The organism is Lacticaseibacillus paracasei subsp. paracasei (assembly GCF_000829035.1).
GTDB lineage: Bacteria > Bacillota > Bacilli > Lactobacillales > Lactobacillaceae > Lacticaseibacillus > Lacticaseibacillus paracasei.
On sequence record NZ_AP012541.1, the window covers coordinates 46,230 to 62,082 of the forward strand.

15 protein-coding genes and 1 pseudogene are annotated in these 15,853 nt (G+C 48.2%); 4 read left to right on the forward strand and 12 right to left on the reverse strand.

The annotated features are described in order from the left end of the window. Nucleotides 1-141: 141 nt before the first annotated feature. From LBPC_RS00230 to LBPC_RS00285, 12 genes are all read right to left on the reverse strand, one after another. The gene (locus LBPC_RS00230; RefSeq protein WP_016365800.1) at nucleotides 142-465 is read right to left on the reverse strand and encodes a hypothetical protein; all 324 of its coding nucleotides are present in this window, start codon (nucleotides 463-465) and stop codon (nucleotides 142-144) included. Nucleotides 466-645: 180 nt separating this feature from the next. After that, nucleotides 646-3,957: an MMPL family transporter gene (locus tag LBPC_RS00235; protein WP_003662255.1), complete on the reverse strand. Its 3,312-nt coding sequence runs from the start codon at nucleotides 3,955-3,957 to the stop codon at nucleotides 646-648. After that, complete coding sequence (locus tag LBPC_RS00240) at nucleotides 3,954-4,556, reverse strand: TetR/AcrR family transcriptional regulator (RefSeq protein WP_003572929.1); 603 nt, start codon at nucleotides 4,554-4,556, stop codon at nucleotides 3,954-3,956. The genes LBPC_RS00235 and LBPC_RS00240 overlap by 4 nt, the downstream gene beginning before the upstream one ends. 250 nt (nucleotides 4,557-4,806) lie before the next feature. Continuing rightward, nucleotides 4,807-5,067: a hypothetical protein gene (locus LBPC_RS00245; RefSeq protein WP_003572931.1), complete on the reverse strand. Its 261-nt coding sequence runs from the start codon at nucleotides 5,065-5,067 to the stop codon at nucleotides 4,807-4,809. A gap of 212 nt (nucleotides 5,068-5,279) precedes the next feature. After that, nucleotides 5,280-5,942, reverse strand: coding sequence for an ABC transporter permease (locus LBPC_RS00250; RefSeq protein WP_003562592.1), 663 nt, complete (start codon nucleotides 5,940-5,942; stop codon nucleotides 5,280-5,282). Further along, complete coding sequence (locus LBPC_RS00255) at nucleotides 5,942-6,871, reverse strand: osmoprotectant ABC transporter substrate-binding protein (protein WP_003562594.1); 930 nt, start codon at nucleotides 6,869-6,871, stop codon at nucleotides 5,942-5,944. The genes LBPC_RS00250 and LBPC_RS00255 overlap by 1 nt, the downstream gene beginning before the upstream one ends. 11 nt (nucleotides 6,872-6,882) lie before the next feature. After that, on the reverse strand, nucleotides 6,883-7,512 hold the full coding sequence (locus LBPC_RS00260; RefSeq protein ID WP_003568628.1) for an ABC transporter permease: 630 nt from the start codon (nucleotides 7,510-7,512) through the stop codon (nucleotides 6,883-6,885). Between the two features lie 2 nt (nucleotides 7,513-7,514). After that, nucleotides 7,515-8,768: a betaine/proline/choline family ABC transporter ATP-binding protein gene (locus tag LBPC_RS00265; protein ID WP_003662250.1), complete on the reverse strand. Its 1,254-nt coding sequence runs from the start codon at nucleotides 8,766-8,768 to the stop codon at nucleotides 7,515-7,517. A gap of 51 nt (nucleotides 8,769-8,819) precedes the next feature. After that, the gene (locus tag LBPC_RS16785; RefSeq protein ID WP_016365706.1) at nucleotides 8,820-9,155 is read right to left on the reverse strand and encodes a hypothetical protein; all 336 of its coding nucleotides are present in this window, start codon (nucleotides 9,153-9,155) and stop codon (nucleotides 8,820-8,822) included. Nucleotides 9,156-9,387: 232 nt separating this feature from the next. Further along, complete coding sequence (locus tag LBPC_RS00275) at nucleotides 9,388-10,041, reverse strand: CPBP family intramembrane glutamic endopeptidase (protein ID WP_016365705.1); 654 nt, start codon at nucleotides 10,039-10,041, stop codon at nucleotides 9,388-9,390. A gap of 283 nt (nucleotides 10,042-10,324) precedes the next feature. Next, nucleotides 10,325-11,341 (reverse strand): IS30 family transposase, encoded by a 1,017-nt coding sequence (locus tag LBPC_RS00280; RefSeq protein ID WP_003596308.1) that lies wholly within the window; start codon nucleotides 11,339-11,341, stop codon nucleotides 10,325-10,327. 302 nt (nucleotides 11,342-11,643) lie between these two features. Next, the gene (locus LBPC_RS00285) at nucleotides 11,644-11,829 is read right to left on the reverse strand and encodes a hypothetical protein (RefSeq protein WP_003662242.1); all 186 of its coding nucleotides are present in this window, start codon (nucleotides 11,827-11,829) and stop codon (nucleotides 11,644-11,646) included. A 36-nt stretch (nucleotides 11,830-11,865) separates the two neighbouring features. Here LBPC_RS00285 and LBPC_RS00290 point away from each other — a divergent pair. From LBPC_RS00290 to LBPC_RS00305, 4 genes and pseudogenes are all read left to right on the forward strand, one after another. Next, nucleotides 11,866-13,722 (forward strand): annotated as a pseudogene (locus LBPC_RS00290) (heavy metal translocating P-type ATPase). 19 nt (nucleotides 13,723-13,741) lie between these two features. Continuing rightward, nucleotides 13,742-13,969 (forward strand): heavy-metal-associated domain-containing protein, encoded by a 228-nt coding sequence (locus LBPC_RS00295; protein ID WP_003592581.1) that lies wholly within the window; start codon nucleotides 13,742-13,744, stop codon nucleotides 13,967-13,969. 147 nt (nucleotides 13,970-14,116) lie between these two features. Next, on the forward strand, nucleotides 14,117-14,701 hold the full coding sequence (locus LBPC_RS00300) for a ferritin family protein (RefSeq protein ID WP_003662237.1): 585 nt from the start codon (nucleotides 14,117-14,119) through the stop codon (nucleotides 14,699-14,701). Nucleotides 14,702-14,749: 48 nt separating this feature from the next. Further along, nucleotides 14,750-15,409, forward strand: a complete 660-nt coding sequence (locus LBPC_RS00305; RefSeq protein WP_003662235.1) for a Crp/Fnr family transcriptional regulator — start codon at nucleotides 14,750-14,752, stop codon at nucleotides 15,407-15,409. The last annotated feature ends 444 nt before the right edge of the window (nucleotides 15,410-15,853 follow it).

Sequence of the window (15,853 nt, forward strand, 5' to 3'; positions counted from 1 at the left end):
CATGGATCATGTATCAACAGGTCACTGCTGACGATAGCAGATTCAAAAAAATGATGCAAAGGCAAACGGTTTCATTTAAAGCAAAGTACAGTCTACATATAACTGCTTAATAAACAATTTGGATGCTAAGAAATGGTTCCGTTAGTTACTGAAAGCCACCACTATGATCAGGATCGTCATAACTGTGAAAACGAGATACCAGAATAACCGTCCTGTTGGGTTATTGGGGTTAACACTAATGCCAATGCCAAACTTTTTTGGGACGAACAACGGTTGCTGTTTTGTTTTTGGAGCGGGTGCGTAGTGTAAGAAGCTTAAGATAGTCAAAATGAGGACAAGGATGAGAGGGACAATTCTTGCTATCTTTGTATCTGAGCGCAAGGTCCACACAACAGAAAGCAGAAAAAAGGCAAAAATGAAAAGTATGGTTAATGATAGTAGTTTGCCTGATTTGTTTGAGCGCATGATCGACATCCCCTAGTGTTATCTTTATTAAACCACTGTCGAGATGGCCTCGGCTTATAACAGCATCAGATTCATGGCAACAACCGAGTCATATAGCTTTCTAAACAGATACAAAAACACCTGCAGTCTTGGAAACTACAGGTGTTAGGTCTCAACGGAGAGAGTGTGCGTGCAACCCGTTTATTTTTTTGAATCAGGTGGGACAGCCGCTAAATGAACACGCGGTTTCTGTGACGTGCGCGGTTCCGCCGGTGTTGCTGAATGGCTTGAGTTTGGGCCATTAGGCGTTGGTGTTTTAGGGCTTTTTGGTGACGCATGATCATTGTCGTCATGTGGGCCGGGGCCTTGCGGATGATTATTTTTGTTCATCTGCTTGTCAGTCAGGCTGATGACACTGGACATGACCAGTGGGAGCAGGAAGACGAGGAGGATCAGGCCGATGATGACGGCCAGCGCGACCTGAATCAGGGTTGTAATGCCGGATGGGATCATCGCGGCAAAGGTACCACTTAGGATGATGGCAGCGGAGATGACAACCGCACCGATGACGCTAGCGGCTTTGGCAATCCGATGCGTCATGGTGCCGCCTTCGAGGGCGTTATCACGGTAGCGCACCATGAGGAAGATACTGTAGTCAACGCCGAGGGCAACGAGCATGATGAAGGTGAAGAACGGTGTATTCCACGTCAGCATGTCGCGACCAAGCACGTAAGTTGAGAACAGTTTGGTGAGGCCTAACGAGGTGACGTAGGCCAACAGCAACGTTGAGATAATGCTGATAGGTTGAATCAAGGACCGGGTGACGAAAATGAGGGCGATGCCGATACCGATAATCATGATCGCGGCGGTTCGTTCAAAGTCGCCATTAGCCAGTTTTTGCAGGTCGGCGGTTTGTGAAGTTTGGCCACCAACCGCGACTGTTGCATCGGCTAGCGGCGTGTGCTTTAATTTGGCCGTCATGTCAGTTTTAATCGCTTCGATCTGTTTGGCGGCAGCATCTGTGCTGGGATCTCCCTTTAGAACAACGGTCAATTTGGTAATCTTGTTGCCATCAGACATGTAGGTCGTTAACGCAGGCTTGAAGGTTTTACTCTTTAAAGTGGCGTTAGGGATATAGAACTTCTTCCCCAGATACGACTTTTGCAGCTCGGTCAGGTATTGTTTCATGCTGGTGCTGCCGTCTGCAATCGTGCCGAGTGCTTTGTCTGCCGAGGTTAAGCCGCTTTGCATGGTGGTGACTTGTTCGGAGATTGCCTTCACTTTTGTGTTCAGGGTTTGGACACCGGTATTGATCTGATCGGCACCACTGGCAACTTGTGCCGCGCCACTATTGAGGGTGCCATTTTGCCCGGCGAGCTGTGAGGACCCCGTGTTGAGTTGGTTGACACCGGAAACAAGACTCGGTACTTGGCTGTTTAAGGAACCAATCCCACTACTCAGTTGGTGGGTGCCACTGGTGAGCGTACTGATGCCGCTGTTTAAGGCTGTCGTACCATTGTTCAGCGTTTTGATGCCATCGCCAAGCGAACTGGTACCGTTCGTCAGCTGTTGCACACCACCTGAAAACTTGGCGATTTCTTCTAGAATTGACTGTGTCAGTTGACTGCCATTGGGAAGTTGGTTAATTAAGGTAACGATTTGCTGAGCACTGCCGGTCAAGTTCTGAACTTGGCTGGCGAGCTTGTTCATCCCGCTAGTCAACTCACCAGATTTGTCGCTAAGTTGATTCATCCCGCTGGCGAGTAGCGTACTATTCCCGCTAAGCTGATCCATGCCCTTAGCTAATTGGGTCGAACTCGTGCTTAAGGTGTTCACCCCTGAACTCAGGGCCGGCAGCTGGCTGCTTAATTGGCCAATCCCGGTGTTTAACGATGCAACGCCGGAAGTATACTGGCCGATCCCGCTGTTAAGACTGGAGGCGCCGGATGAAAGGGTGTTGGTGCCATTAGCAAGGGTCTGCACTTGTTGCGTGCTGCCGGCGACATCAGCATTTGTAATTTGCGTATTGGCTGAGCTAAGGCCTGCTTGCACCTGCTTCAACCCTTTCACGCTGTCTGTCAGGCCCGCATTAATCGTTTGGAGTTGATTGTCGAGATAGAGCGACTTAATCTGACTGCCGCCTGGTTGTGTCACAGAGGCAACTGTCTTAACGCCGTTCTCCTTTTGCAGGTAGGTTGTGAGGTCATCAATCGTACCAAGAACCGTTTGTGTATTCAACGGTTGCTTACTTTGAATATAGATGGTTGTTGGTGAGGCCATACCTTTTGAATAATGATCCTGAATCAGCTTATAACCGACCTTGGATTGTAACGTTTCCGGCAGTTCATCCGCGTTGTTGAAATTCAAGGTTTGGTTGGCATTCAGCAAAAACGGCACTGCGATGATGCCAATGATCCCGAGTGTGATGAGCGGTCGAGCGATGCCCATTTTGGACAGGCCGTGCCACAGTCGGCTGGTGCTATGACCGTTGAGATTCTTACTTGGCCAAAAGAGCTTTTCGCCTAAAGTGGCCATGAAGAACATGTTGAGCGTGAGCAGCACGGTCAAGAGGATCAAAACACCAATGGCCACGCCAACTGCGGAACGATAGAACTTGAAATTGGCAAGGCCGAGCACAGAGAAGCCGATTAGAACTGAGAGGCCAGAGTACAGGATCGTTCGCCCACCAAAACGTCTGGCAACCCCGGCAGCTTTCGTTCGTGGAATGCCTTGTGAAAGGGCTGCTTTGAAGTCGTCGTATAGCAAAATATTATAATCGGTTCCAATTCCGAAAAGGACAACCACTAGGAAGACTTGAGTAAAGTTTGAGATTGGAAAGTTAAACTTGTCCGCCAAATTCATGATGATGTTCAAGGAAGTCATGAAGGAAATGGCAACGGTGAGCAGCGACACGAGCGGGACGATCGGGGAACGGAAGACAATGATGAGCACAATGAAAATGAAGATTGCCGCAATGATTTCTGTTTTCTGAATCCCTTTTTCAGTGACGGTCGCAAAGTCGTCGTTCAAGACATCACTGCCAGTTACATAGGTTTTGACGTTGCTAGTTTTGATTTGTTTTTCTAAATTGCGCGTTTGCGGTCCGACTTGCCCTTGGGCTTTCACATCGACCAACGCCATCTGAGTCGTACCGTCTTTGGCGTCTAGCTGTTTCTTAGTTTCGGCGTTGTCAGATGCTTGTGTGACGTTGATAATTTTGACAGCACCGGTACTCTTAAGGTTCTTGAGAGTTTGATGAATGGCTTGTTTTTGCGAGGCAGTCAGTTTTTTGTCACCATTGTTGAAAACCAGTGCATAAGAGCGAACCTTCTGATTATTGTTGGCTTTCTTTTCAATGTTTGCGGCAATTTGACTCTCTTCGTTTTTCGGCAGCGATAAGGCGCCTTTGTCTCGGACGATGCCGGAAACATCTGGCATGGTGATTAAAGTCATGATGATGACGATTAGCCAGAAAATAAGGGCCGGTATGTGACGATGACGAAGATTTTTCATTGAAAGATACTCCTTTCACAGGTTAAGCCGTTCCAGATCTGATTTTTTAGCTCAAGGGCTAACTGATCTTGATCGGGCACATGGCCTTGAAGTTGTTGTTGGACCCAAACGATGTCAATCATGCTGACGATGCTGCCGTATAAAATAGCTAACTGGGTGCGAACATCAGCTTTCACAATGACACCGTGTTCCTGACCTTCCATCAGCATATTGCTAATCAATGTGGTAACACGGTCGCGAGCAGCACGACTCTCTGGGCGTAGCGCTTCATTAAACACATTTTGTTCAATAAAATGCAGTTCAGTTGGGTAATGTTGCATGGTCAGTGCAGCGGCATCAAAGAGGTGGCTGAAAGTTGATTCGGGATCACTGACGTTGCAATTGGCAGCGTCAGCCAGTGAGTCGTGAAAATAATCCATGATGTCAGTAAACGCGGTGTTAAGGATATCCTCTTTACCCTTAAAGTGACGATAAATTGTGCCAACCGCTACATTGGCAGCTTTGGCGATTGACGGTAAATTGGTTTCCGCGTAGCCGCGTTCGGCAAACAGCTTGACTGCTTGGGCGATGATTGGATCTGGGGTGGCGATGGGTTTCATTTTTTCTCCTCCGGAATGAACGTTCATTCGCATATATTAGAAGTTGTGAATATTCTTGTCAAGAGCATATTGAAAATTAACAGGGAGCGTCTACGATGTTGTAACTGGCACAATGTCTATAAAAGAAGCAATACAAAGGTGGCAGGTGGCTATCATTTTCAAAAAAAACCACCATCAAAATCTTGATGGTGGAAGGAAAGGTAACTAGGTTAATTTTTACAACAGACTGTCACGATGTTCTTAACGAGACTCACTTTGAATAACGGCTCGGTTTTACCCGTGAAGTTTTGACTTTCTGATCCAGATTTTGTTCCGGTAAGCTGGCAGGTTCCTCGTGCACTGGTGTGGCATGGTGTGGCGTGATGGCCGCCTGCCAAGAATCAGGGGTTGGAGCTGCCAGCGGTTGGACCTGACTGGTCGAGATGGGAACGGCAGACGTCGACGGTTTGGCCGGTTGCGGATTCCCGGCTGTTAAGAGGCTGGCGGCGATGGCCAAAAAAGTGATACTCATAAGTAAGACTCCCTTCGATCATTTGACTGCTTTCATAACAGCCAATAGCAAAAGCTTACCGAAGGGATGAGACGGATTCGTACCGACTCAGTGGCGGTTTTGTTGAAAAAGGACGATGAAAACATGGCTTTTTGCTAAAGGAACCTTTAAGGGGCGTAAAAAAGACGACCAGCAATGGCCGTCTTTAGGGTTAAATAAGGTTCATGACGATTTTAAGATTCTGCTTTGCCTTTTGGTTCCAAGCGGCGCTCCAAGAAGCCCAGTACCAAATCAGAGATGATCGCCATTAACGCGGTTGGCAATGCGCCGGCAAGGATGATGGCGCCGCCGTTGGTTGCGTTGGTGCCGCGAACAATGATGTCGCCCAGACCACCGGCACCGACGAAGGCACCAATGGCGGTGATCCCAATGGCCACGACCAGCGCGTTGCGAATGCCGGCCATAATGACAGACATGCTCAAAGGAATTTCAACCATGTACAGCGATTGCCAACGGGTCATGCCCATGCCTTTAGCCGCATCCATCAAGTTCTTGTCGACATTTTGCATGCCTGTGTAAGTATTCTTGATGATCGGCAGCAGCGAGTAGAGGAAAACAGTCACGATGACGGTATTCACACCCAGCCCGAGGCCAAGCATGATGATCGATAACATCGCCAGACTAGGAATTGTCTGAATGACGTTAGCGATGCCAATCACCGTGCTACTTAATGTCCGGTGCCGCGCAATTGCCAGCCCGATCGGAATCCCTATGATGGCGGCGATTAACACCCCATAAATTGAGATCAGAAAATGGCGAGCAAACTGACTCAGCACATACGAGCCATTATTGGCAAGATAGTACCAGAATTGCTGCCAGGTATCCATGTTGGCCATTAGTCGTCACTTCCTTTGAAATAGTTGTGTTTGGCAAGAAACTTTTGCGCGACCACGTTCGGTTCAAGCAGTTGATCATCGACTTGATAATTCAGCTCTTGCATCGTCTTCAGGTTGATTTTGCCATCTAACCGATGTAACAGCGGCTTGAGTTTCGGGTATTTTTTCAAAAAGCTGTTGTTGACGACGAGTGAACATTGATAAGGTGGGAAGAACTTTTTGTCATCCTTCAGCACTTTCAAGTTGTAACTGCGAATGCGGCCGTCTGTTGAGTAACCTAAGACCGTCTGCATCTTGTTGGCTTCGACCGCGTCGTAAACCAGTCCGATCTGCATCGGGTAGACTCGTTTGAAATCGAACCCATACATTTTGGTGAAGTCGCTATAACCGTCGCCTTTGCGGTTCATCCAACTGGAATCTACGCCCGCGTTGTAACGCGAAGCGACTTTCTTCAAATCGGAAATGGTGCTCAAACCGTCCTTTTTGGCTTCCTGTTGGGTCACCATGAAAGCATAAGTGTCGGAAAAACCATAAGACGGGTACCAAGTCTGGTCGTAACGCTTTTTGAATTCGCGCTTAACAATCGCCGTAGCTTCGGCAGGATCCTTGACGGGATTCATGCCTAAGGTACCGGTAATGTCGGTCCCAGTGTAACGAGTAGCACTAATGTCAGCATCGTTACGAATCATCGCTTGATGCACCACGGTACCAGAACCCAGGTTGTTGACCAAAGTCGTTTTGTAGCCGAGTTCATGATTAATGAGTTCGGCAATGATATTTGCCATGATCTGCGATTCAGTACTGGTTTGCGAAGCGATCCGCACAGTACCGTCATTACCAGAGCCGCCCAGTCCGGGAAAGCCGCAGCCGCCTAATAGCAAGACAGGGATGAGGAACAGCGATAGGAGCATTTTTCTGAATGTCTTCATCTCGCCACCTCCTAGGCCTGTTCGCTTACTGGGGTCAGCCGATGTTCTAGCCGGCCCAGCAGCCAATCAACCAAGAGTGCCAAGATGGTAACCGGAATCGTCCCGCCAATGATTAAGTCCGGCTGGAAGAGGTTCAAGCCGTTGAAAATGAGATCTCCAAGGCCGCCAGCACCGATGTACGATGCGAGGGTTGCCCAAGCGATGACATAAATGGCGGATAGGCGCACACCGGCCATGATGACCGGCATCGCCAGCGGCACTTCGACTTGCCGAATTGATTGCAAGGCCGTCATGCCCATGCCTTTAGCAGCATCAATCAAAACCGGATCGACATCTTCCATGCCAATATAAGTATTACGCAGAATCGGTAGCAGCGAGTAGATGAACAGCGCTACAATGGCCGGCAACTTGCCGATCCCAAAAATTGGAATCATTAAGGCCAACAACGCCAGCGATGGCACCGTTTGTAACATGCTGGCTAGACCGATGACAACTTTCGCCGTTTTAGGAAAACGTGTCAGCACAATGCCCAGCGGTACGGCTACCAGCACGCCAAGACCCAGTGCGATGGCGGAAATGTAGAGCTGCTCCCAAGTCTTGGTGATTAGCTCGCTGCCATGTGCGTTTAGAAATGCGAACATGGTCACACCTCCTTAGGCGTGTCACTGTTAGCAGGCGCTTCCGAAGCAGCAGTTGCTGAAGCGGTATTTTCGGTATCGCTATCCGCTTGGTCACTGTCGTTATCGTCAGACTTGTTATCGTTGTCGCCCCAGATAGTGTCGTAAACAACATCGACCAAGGCCGCTCGGGTGACAATGCCGACAAGTTTCTTATAATGATCGACAACAGGGACATATTTAAGCCCACGTTTGAGAATGCGATCAGCGGTATCACGCAACAGTGAGTCTTTATTCACGTAGAAAATACTGGTTTTAATGATATCGCCAACACTAGTGGCACTTTGATAACGCGTCTCAAGGGATTCAAGATCAATGAAACCTTTAAGATGATTCTCGTCATCTGTGACCAGCAGCGTATCAACGCGGCGTTTGCGCATCAGCAGAATCGCTTCAGCCAAAGATTTGCCTGGTGTGATGGCGGCTGGGTTTTTAAGCATGATTTGTTCAACGGTGGTGACATCGGCCCGCGCTTGAACAAGTCGGTCTTGCCCGACAAGATTTTCGACGAATTTGTTGGCCGGATGGGTTAAGAGTTCTGTCGGTGTCGAGTTTTGAATAATATGCCCATGATCCATGACCACGATTTTAGTTGCGAGTTTCAAAGCTTCGTCCATGTCATGGGTGACAAAGACCACGGTTTTACCGAGTTTTTCTTGCAAGTTCTTAATCAGTTCCTGCAAAGCTTCACGAGTGATGGGGTCCAAGGCGCCATATGGTTCGTCCATCAGAATCAGATCCTGATTGGCTGCTAACGCGCGGATAACCCCGATACGCTGTTGTTGACCGCCAGAAAGTTCGGAAGGATAGCGATCAAGATAGTCTTCTGGAAGTTCAACTAAATCGAGCAGTTCCTTGGCTTTTTCCCGGCGTTTTTCTTCGGGCCACTTTAACAGCTTTGGCACGATGGTGATATTTTCATAGATCGTCATGTGTGGCATGAGGCCGATATTCTGGATGACATAACCGATTTGCCGACGTAGTTTAACGGCATCGATTTTATGAATGTCTTTGCCGTTAAACAGGATCTGGCCGCCGCTGGGCTCCAGCATTCGGTTGATCATCCGCATGGTCGTTGTCTTCCCGGAACCAGACGTCCCGATGAGACAGACAAAATCCCCCTTATGGATCTCAAGGTTGATATGTTCGACCGCGACATTTCCGCCTCGATAAACTTTCTCAACGTCCTTAAATAGGACCATTGGTTGTTCTTCTGGCATCTGACGCGTCCTCCTTTATTTGAATACTTCTATATTACCACATGGGGTTAATCAGATTTTAATATATTTGGGAACGGGTGTTTGCAGGAGTGTTTTGTTAGCTAGCTCATTTAAAGTGATCAGAGGATTTAGCGGAACTAAAAAAATCCACCTCTCGGAAAAAGGATGGGTCATAATTCCCGTACTGGACTGATGATTCATTAGATTCCGAATAATCTGGGAAAGATTTAAGCTAAAGAATCCTTTGCCGTGCCAAACTCCGCAATCTCCGGCCAGATGGGGCTGGCGATGAGGAGCTAGAGCGGAGACGGCGCTTCGAGCCCAAAAACCAGCCTCGAAGTCGCCTAACAACATCAGCTCCAAGCCCGGTCGCTGTGTTGTTTGCACGGCTGAGCCCCATCTGGCCTACGATTGCTCCGCCTTGGCACTGGTATCTTTAAAATTCCAATAGACTACCCAAATGAAAGGACAAACAATTTCCGCACTTTTAGAAATTGTTTGTCCTTTATTTGGTGGCTGTGAATTATGGCCTAACCGCGTTCCCGTAAGCAACCGGCGTTCCCAAGAGACTGACTTCAAGTGTGTCTGCGACGGAAGTTTCTTTTTACTTTTCCGAGATTCACAATCGCAGCATGACTAGTATTGTCACGATAATGTTATAAGTCATGTGTGATACAATGCTTGTTTTTATTGTTCCAGAAGCCCGATTGAGAAGACTAAAACCAATTGCACAAAGAAGTAAGCACAATGCAGCAACAATCTCCAATCCGTGGAGAGAAACAAAAATGAGCGAGGTTATGAGAACTGATGGCCAATAGCCAAAAATATTTGTTAAATAATCTTGGATAACGCCTCTAAATCCGAGTTCCTCGCATATCGGGGTTAAGAAACACAGAGAGATAATCATTGGCCAGCGCGATGGGCCAGTTAATACTTTTGCAGTTGACGACTTCAACACATTGTCAGTTGGAGCCGGGAGAAATGGCAGATTATTGAGTGTTATTGTTAAAACAACAATGAAAATGGTCCAAATGACCGCCATATAAAAATAACGTGCTTTGAGTGGCTGATTAAGTTGTTGCGTTGAAGAAGGCTTTATATGACGATCAATGAATAGCAGTGATGGTATTGAGATACTGGCCGCAATAACAATAAATAGCCAGTTTAATAAGACACCTTCAAAAAAGCAGTCAACTAGGGAGACTCCAGAGGCAAGGAATAAGAATGGTATAAATAGAATGATCCCGATAACTAGCTGCTTTAGTTTATTCAAACATTTCTCCAATTTGTAGAAGCTTAAGAAACAGGTAGCATCATGCGCTGGTGATAATCTTGTCGCTACTGATGCTTGCTGGCATGAAGCTTTGGATTAGACGCATACTTTTCATGCAAACATCTTATTAATACATAGATTGCCGCGCAGGTTACGATAGCGCTTAACCCCTTGAGCACATTCCCGAATATCATATTGTTCGTCCAGAGAGCTTCGATATATCTCCTCAATTTTCAAGTCAAGTGCAACGATGATAACGAATTCTTGATAGTGGTCTAGGCTGTTACGCCATGCATCGGTAGTAATCGCATGGGCGAAGATAGTTCAGAATACGTCTGGGACGATGGTTCAGTGCGGATTGGACTGCTTGAATTTCAACCAGGGTAATTGCTCTGAGAGACTTCCCTTTCGGGAAGAATTCCCTAAGCAGTCCATTGGCGTTCTCGTTTGTGCCACGCTCCCAAGGCGAGTACGGATGTGCGAAGTAAATCTGGGTTCCAACAATCTCTGATAACTTGGCAAACTCGGAACCATTGTCAAAAGTGATACTCTCAAATTCCTTGGCCCCGTAGTCGTCGATCGTGTCCTGCAAGGCTTTAAGGCAGGTGCCCGCATGATAGTCAGGAATCTTGACGATGATCTCAGTCCGGCTGTACCGTTCTGTGAGCGTCATTAATGCTGGCTCATCAGCTAAGCGAATACCTTTGACCAAGTCGCCTTCCCAATGTCCCACGCCTGTGCGGTCATTCACGGCCGCAGGACGCAACTCGATTGAGTCGCCGTATATCTTCTTATTCTTGCGCTTGTGGGCGTTCTTATAGCCTTTGATGCGGCGTCGGAGCTTCTTGGGAAGTGTCATGTTGTCTAGCTCAAGCAGCCCGGCGTCGATGTAGCGATAGACAGTTGTCGTTGAAGGGCAAGCCTTGCCCTGGTCGCGATAGAAGTGTACGAAGCTATCAACGCTGTGTACGCGCGGCTTACGAGTAAGCTCCCTGGCGAGAGCCTTGAAGAACGCACGGCCGGTCTTAAGAAAGGCGTAGTGACCGGTTCTATCGCGTTTACGGTCGTGCATGGCTTGGGCAGTTTCCGCAAGATAGACTTGATGCGAGTGACGCTTCGAGTCGAGCTGAGTTACAGATCCACGCGTGATTTCTCGTGAGATTGTCGCTTTACTGCGATGAAGCTTCTGTGCAATCACGGTCGCGGTGTCACCAGCAGCCTGAAGGGCCTGAATTGTAGCACGGTCGCTAAAACTGAGTTGTTGGTAATGCTTGTGGGTGTTAGTCTGAGAGTGGGTCATGAAGATTCCTGCTTTCTTGTTTAGCTAGCACTAACAAGAATAGGTCTTCATGGCCTTTATGGTCTAGTCGTCAGGGTGTTGCACTTGAATTGTAAACTGGGGGCTTCGATATATCTGAAGATGCTACGGTTAAAGAGCACTATCAGCAATGCACCCCAAACTTTTTTATCGCGATTCATTTTAGTATTATCTTCCAATTAACGCATCATCATGGCTGAGGATTGGTCATACTAGAAGACCACTACTCAAATATCTATTATGTATACCAATGAAACCTTACAGGAAATTCGATAGGACAGCGATTAAGCCCCCAACAACCAAGATGCCTTCAAGACCAAGCAAATTAATTGTAACTGAAACTGATGATGCTTCGTCAGTTTAAAAATAAACGTCGTGTTTTCAGCTTTTTTCGTCATAAACATGCTGGTTGCAGAATAATCGTGTGGCAAATCCATAAAGTTGATCACCGTCAAGGCAGCATTCTTCATCCCTCGGTACACTGGTCTCAAATGGAGGGATTAGCGATGCATTTTATTCAGACGCATAAACAAGAAGCGATGATTGCTGGCGGTGTGCTGACAGCAGGCGGTCTGATTTTTAGTCAGGCATGGGTGCTGGTGTTGGCGAGTTTGGTGGCGGGCTTGCCGATTGCGATCAATGCATTGGCGGCGCTACGGTATAAGCAGATTAGTATTGAGTTGCTGGTGACGATTGCCCTGGTTGGCGCGGTGTTGATTGGTGAGCCGGTTGAAAGTGCTGTGGTCAGTTTTCTATTTTTATTCGGTGACTGGTTAGAGCAGCGCAGTTTGGCGAAGACGCGTTCGGCGATTCAAGGCTTGGCGGCTGCGGCACCGAAAACCGCGCGGCGACTGGATGGCACCATGATTCCGGTTGGTGACTTGGCGGTTGGTGATCAAGTCCGTGTACTGGCCGGCGAAACGGTGCCAGCTGATGGCAAAGTGATCAGTGGGCAGGCGAATGTTGTTGAAGCCGCGATCACTGGTGAGCCGGATGCAAAAAGCAAGCAGGCCGGCGCAACGGTTTATTCCGGCACGCAGGTGAGTGATGGTACGGTGGCTATTGAAGTTGAGAAAACCGGCTACAACACGGTTTATCAACAGATCATTGATTTGATTGAAGATGCTCAGGACGCACAGTCACCAGTCGCCACTTTTATCCAGAAGTTTGCGCGGTGGTATACGCCGCTGGTATTGATCATTGCTTTGCTCGTTGGTTTGATCAGCCAAAATGTCCGACTAGCCATTACGATTTTGGTATTAGGCTGCCCGGGTGCATTGGTGATTGGCGCCCCCGTCAGCAATGTTGTCGGCTTAGGCTTTGGCGCGAAGCACGGCATTTTGATCAAAGGCGGGGATGTGGCCACCAAATTGGATCAGATTGACACGGTTATGTTTGATAAAACCGGCACCTTAACCCAAGGCAAAATCAGCGTTGCAACGGCACAATATTGGGCGAACGATGACGCCAAAGTTGCCGAGCTGGTGGCGGCGGTCGAGCAAGCAACGGCGCATCCGTTGGGGCAGGCATTGGTCGCCTACCTAAAGCCGCAAACAACACCGGCTATGACCGACGTGAAAGTCACGCGGGGCATTGGCGTGCAGGCGCAAGTGGCTGGCCATACCGTTAGTATTGGGAACCAAAAGAGTCTGACGCAGCCACTGACCACCGCTCAGCAAGCCGCTATTCAAAACGTAATTAAAAGCGGTGCTTCGTTGGTCGTGGCGACGATTGACGGCAAACTTGCTGCAGTTTACGGCTTACGCGATCAGTTGCGGACCGATACCCCAGGCATGTTGGCGACTCTTCAAGATAACGGTAAAAAGACGGTTGTGCTTTCAGGCGACTCGCAGGCGGCGGTTGAACACATGATGGCGGATTTGCCACTGAGCCAGACCCACGGCGGCTTATTGCCAGTCGACAAGGTCACGGCGATCAAAACGGCGCAAGCGCGCGGTGAAAAGGTGATGTTTGTCGGTGACGGGATCAACGACGGGCCTGCACTGGCGCAAGCAGATGTTGGGGTAGCCATGGGCTCAGGGATGGATGTGGCCATTGATACTGCTGATGTCATTTTAACCAGCAGTCGCCTGACGAATCTCGGCGTTCTTTTCGATCTGGCTAAACGGATGGACAACAATATTAAACAGAATCTTGTCATTGCGATCGGAACTGTTGCTTTACTGTTAAGCGGCTTGCTCATTGGGTTAGTTGATATGGCCAGCGGGATGCTGTTCCACGAAATTTAGATTCTGTTGGTCATCGCGAATGCCTTACGGTTACGGCACACCCCCCGGAAGTTACAAAACTTGACGACGATCAAGGACGCCGCAGCACAAACTGTTAATAATGAAGGTAAATAAACAAGAAAGGATTTTTAACATGACAAAATTAGTTTATCAATTAGATGGTTTAACCTGCCCAAGTTGCTTGCAGAAAATTGAAGGCGCATTAGGCCAGCAAGCCGGTGTCAAAACAGTGAAAGCCTTGTTTAACAGTAGCAAGGTCAAGGCTCAGATTGATCCAAGCGTGACCAACGCCGATGTTTTGAAAAAGACGATCACGGACTTGGGTTATACCGTTGTGAACGTGCGCAGTCAAGAAGCATAGAGCGAGAACTGGCGCGGTTAGAAACCGGAGCATAAGCAGCCTTGGGTGTGGTGGCTGAGCCAATTACCCACAAGGTCCTTATGGAGGAGGTTTCGATGCTATAGAACGCTTTTAAAAATAAATAAGCGCGGTTAAGAGGAGAAGAACATGAGTGTAACGACAGGAATGAAAAGTATTACCGCTGATCAAGTTAAAGAACAACAAGCAGCTGCTGCTAAACAGGCTGACCATGACCATCATGTGCCAACTGCTGGTGCGATGAGTGGCCACGTGTTGGCGAACTTGCAGGTGCTGATCCGCAAGCTGACGCAGTTTCGGGTGACCTTACGAGGTGTGGCCAGTGAAATCGATCGGCAACTGTTAGATCAGCTAATGCAACAAGCACAAGACCATTTTGACGACCTTGTGGCTGATTTAGCTGCCCAAGGCGAAGATTTTCCGACAACGACAGCGGAGTTTGGTGAATACACGATGATCAAGGAAGACCCGGCGTTTCGTTTTTGGACGAATGATATGAAATTGGACGCCGTTGTCAATGATATCGATACCTGCCAGTTGTTTGTCAGTCGGGCGATTCCGCTGGCCAACAAGGAGAACAAGGCTGTATTGGCAGCAGATATGTTACAATTGCAGCGCTGGCATGAACAAAGCATTCTGCGCTTGCAAACTCGACTTGGCCGCCAAGTGACGGCGGGGCGGGCATTGCTTGACGAGGATGAAGATGACGATTGATCAAGCTTGTTGACAGAGCGTGAGCAGGCGCGTTTAGGAGGCGGCAACATGGCGCATAGTTGTACGGCGGTAGTGCCGTTATTCAAAAATTTAAATGATGAGGCGCGTGCCGCCATTGACGCGTTGACGCACGAACGCCAGGTTGAAAAAGGAACTGTTTTGATCAGCCCTGATACGGCGGCCCATTTGTTGGTGGTTGCGCACGGCAAACTCAAAACTTACCAGTTGGCCACCAATGGCAAGGAACAGCTACTACGGGTTGATGGTATTGGTGAGTATGAAGGTGAAGCCGGCTTACTCAATATCGCTAATCCGAATGTCTATACCGAAACCCTGACGGCGGCAACTGTCTGCACCATCAGTGCCACTGACTTTCAACAATTGCTTCTCAAGCAGCCGCAAATCAGTCTCCAACTCCTGACTGAAAACGCCCGTAAAATGCAGGCGCTGGAAAAACAGGCCGGCTATTTGGGTAACGATTCGATCAACGTTCGGCTCACCCACTACCTACTGGACTTGCGTACCGCGGCGGGCCAAGACACCGTCACGGTCCCGATGGCATGGACACAATTGGCCGATTATCTCGGAACAACGCCGGAAACGGTCTCGCGCACTTTGAAACGACTCGCCGAGGAAAAACTCATTGAACGTTCAGGTAAGCAGGTAAGAATTCTGAATGCTGAGGATATGGAAGATTTTGCTTGGTGAGGTTGCCGAGTGATGTTTTTTAAATACAAAAAGCCACGAATCATGCAATCTAAACTAATTGCACGATTCGTGGCTTTTTCTTTGTTTTGCAAGAAGCGACATATAAATAAATCGTCACTGAACAAAATTTAATCAAAACAATTTTTCGTTTTTTAAGAAAGCCAGCAAACGCAACTTTCAATCAAAGAATACTTATTGACCACATACATTTAAATCCATAGACAGACCGTAGGCTTAGAGAGAGGACTAATTACCCTGTTTTCTTCGTCTAGCGGATTGGATGGCACACACCCCTCAACATTCTTGAGACGCGGAGGTGAGGGCCATGCTAAAATCAGGAGACGAAAGGGGTTCGCCGCGCTGGATGTGGCGTCGGTTATCATCGCGCTAAGCATACTGGTTACCAGTATCGCCAAAGCGTATGCGATAATCAAAAAAGCTAAC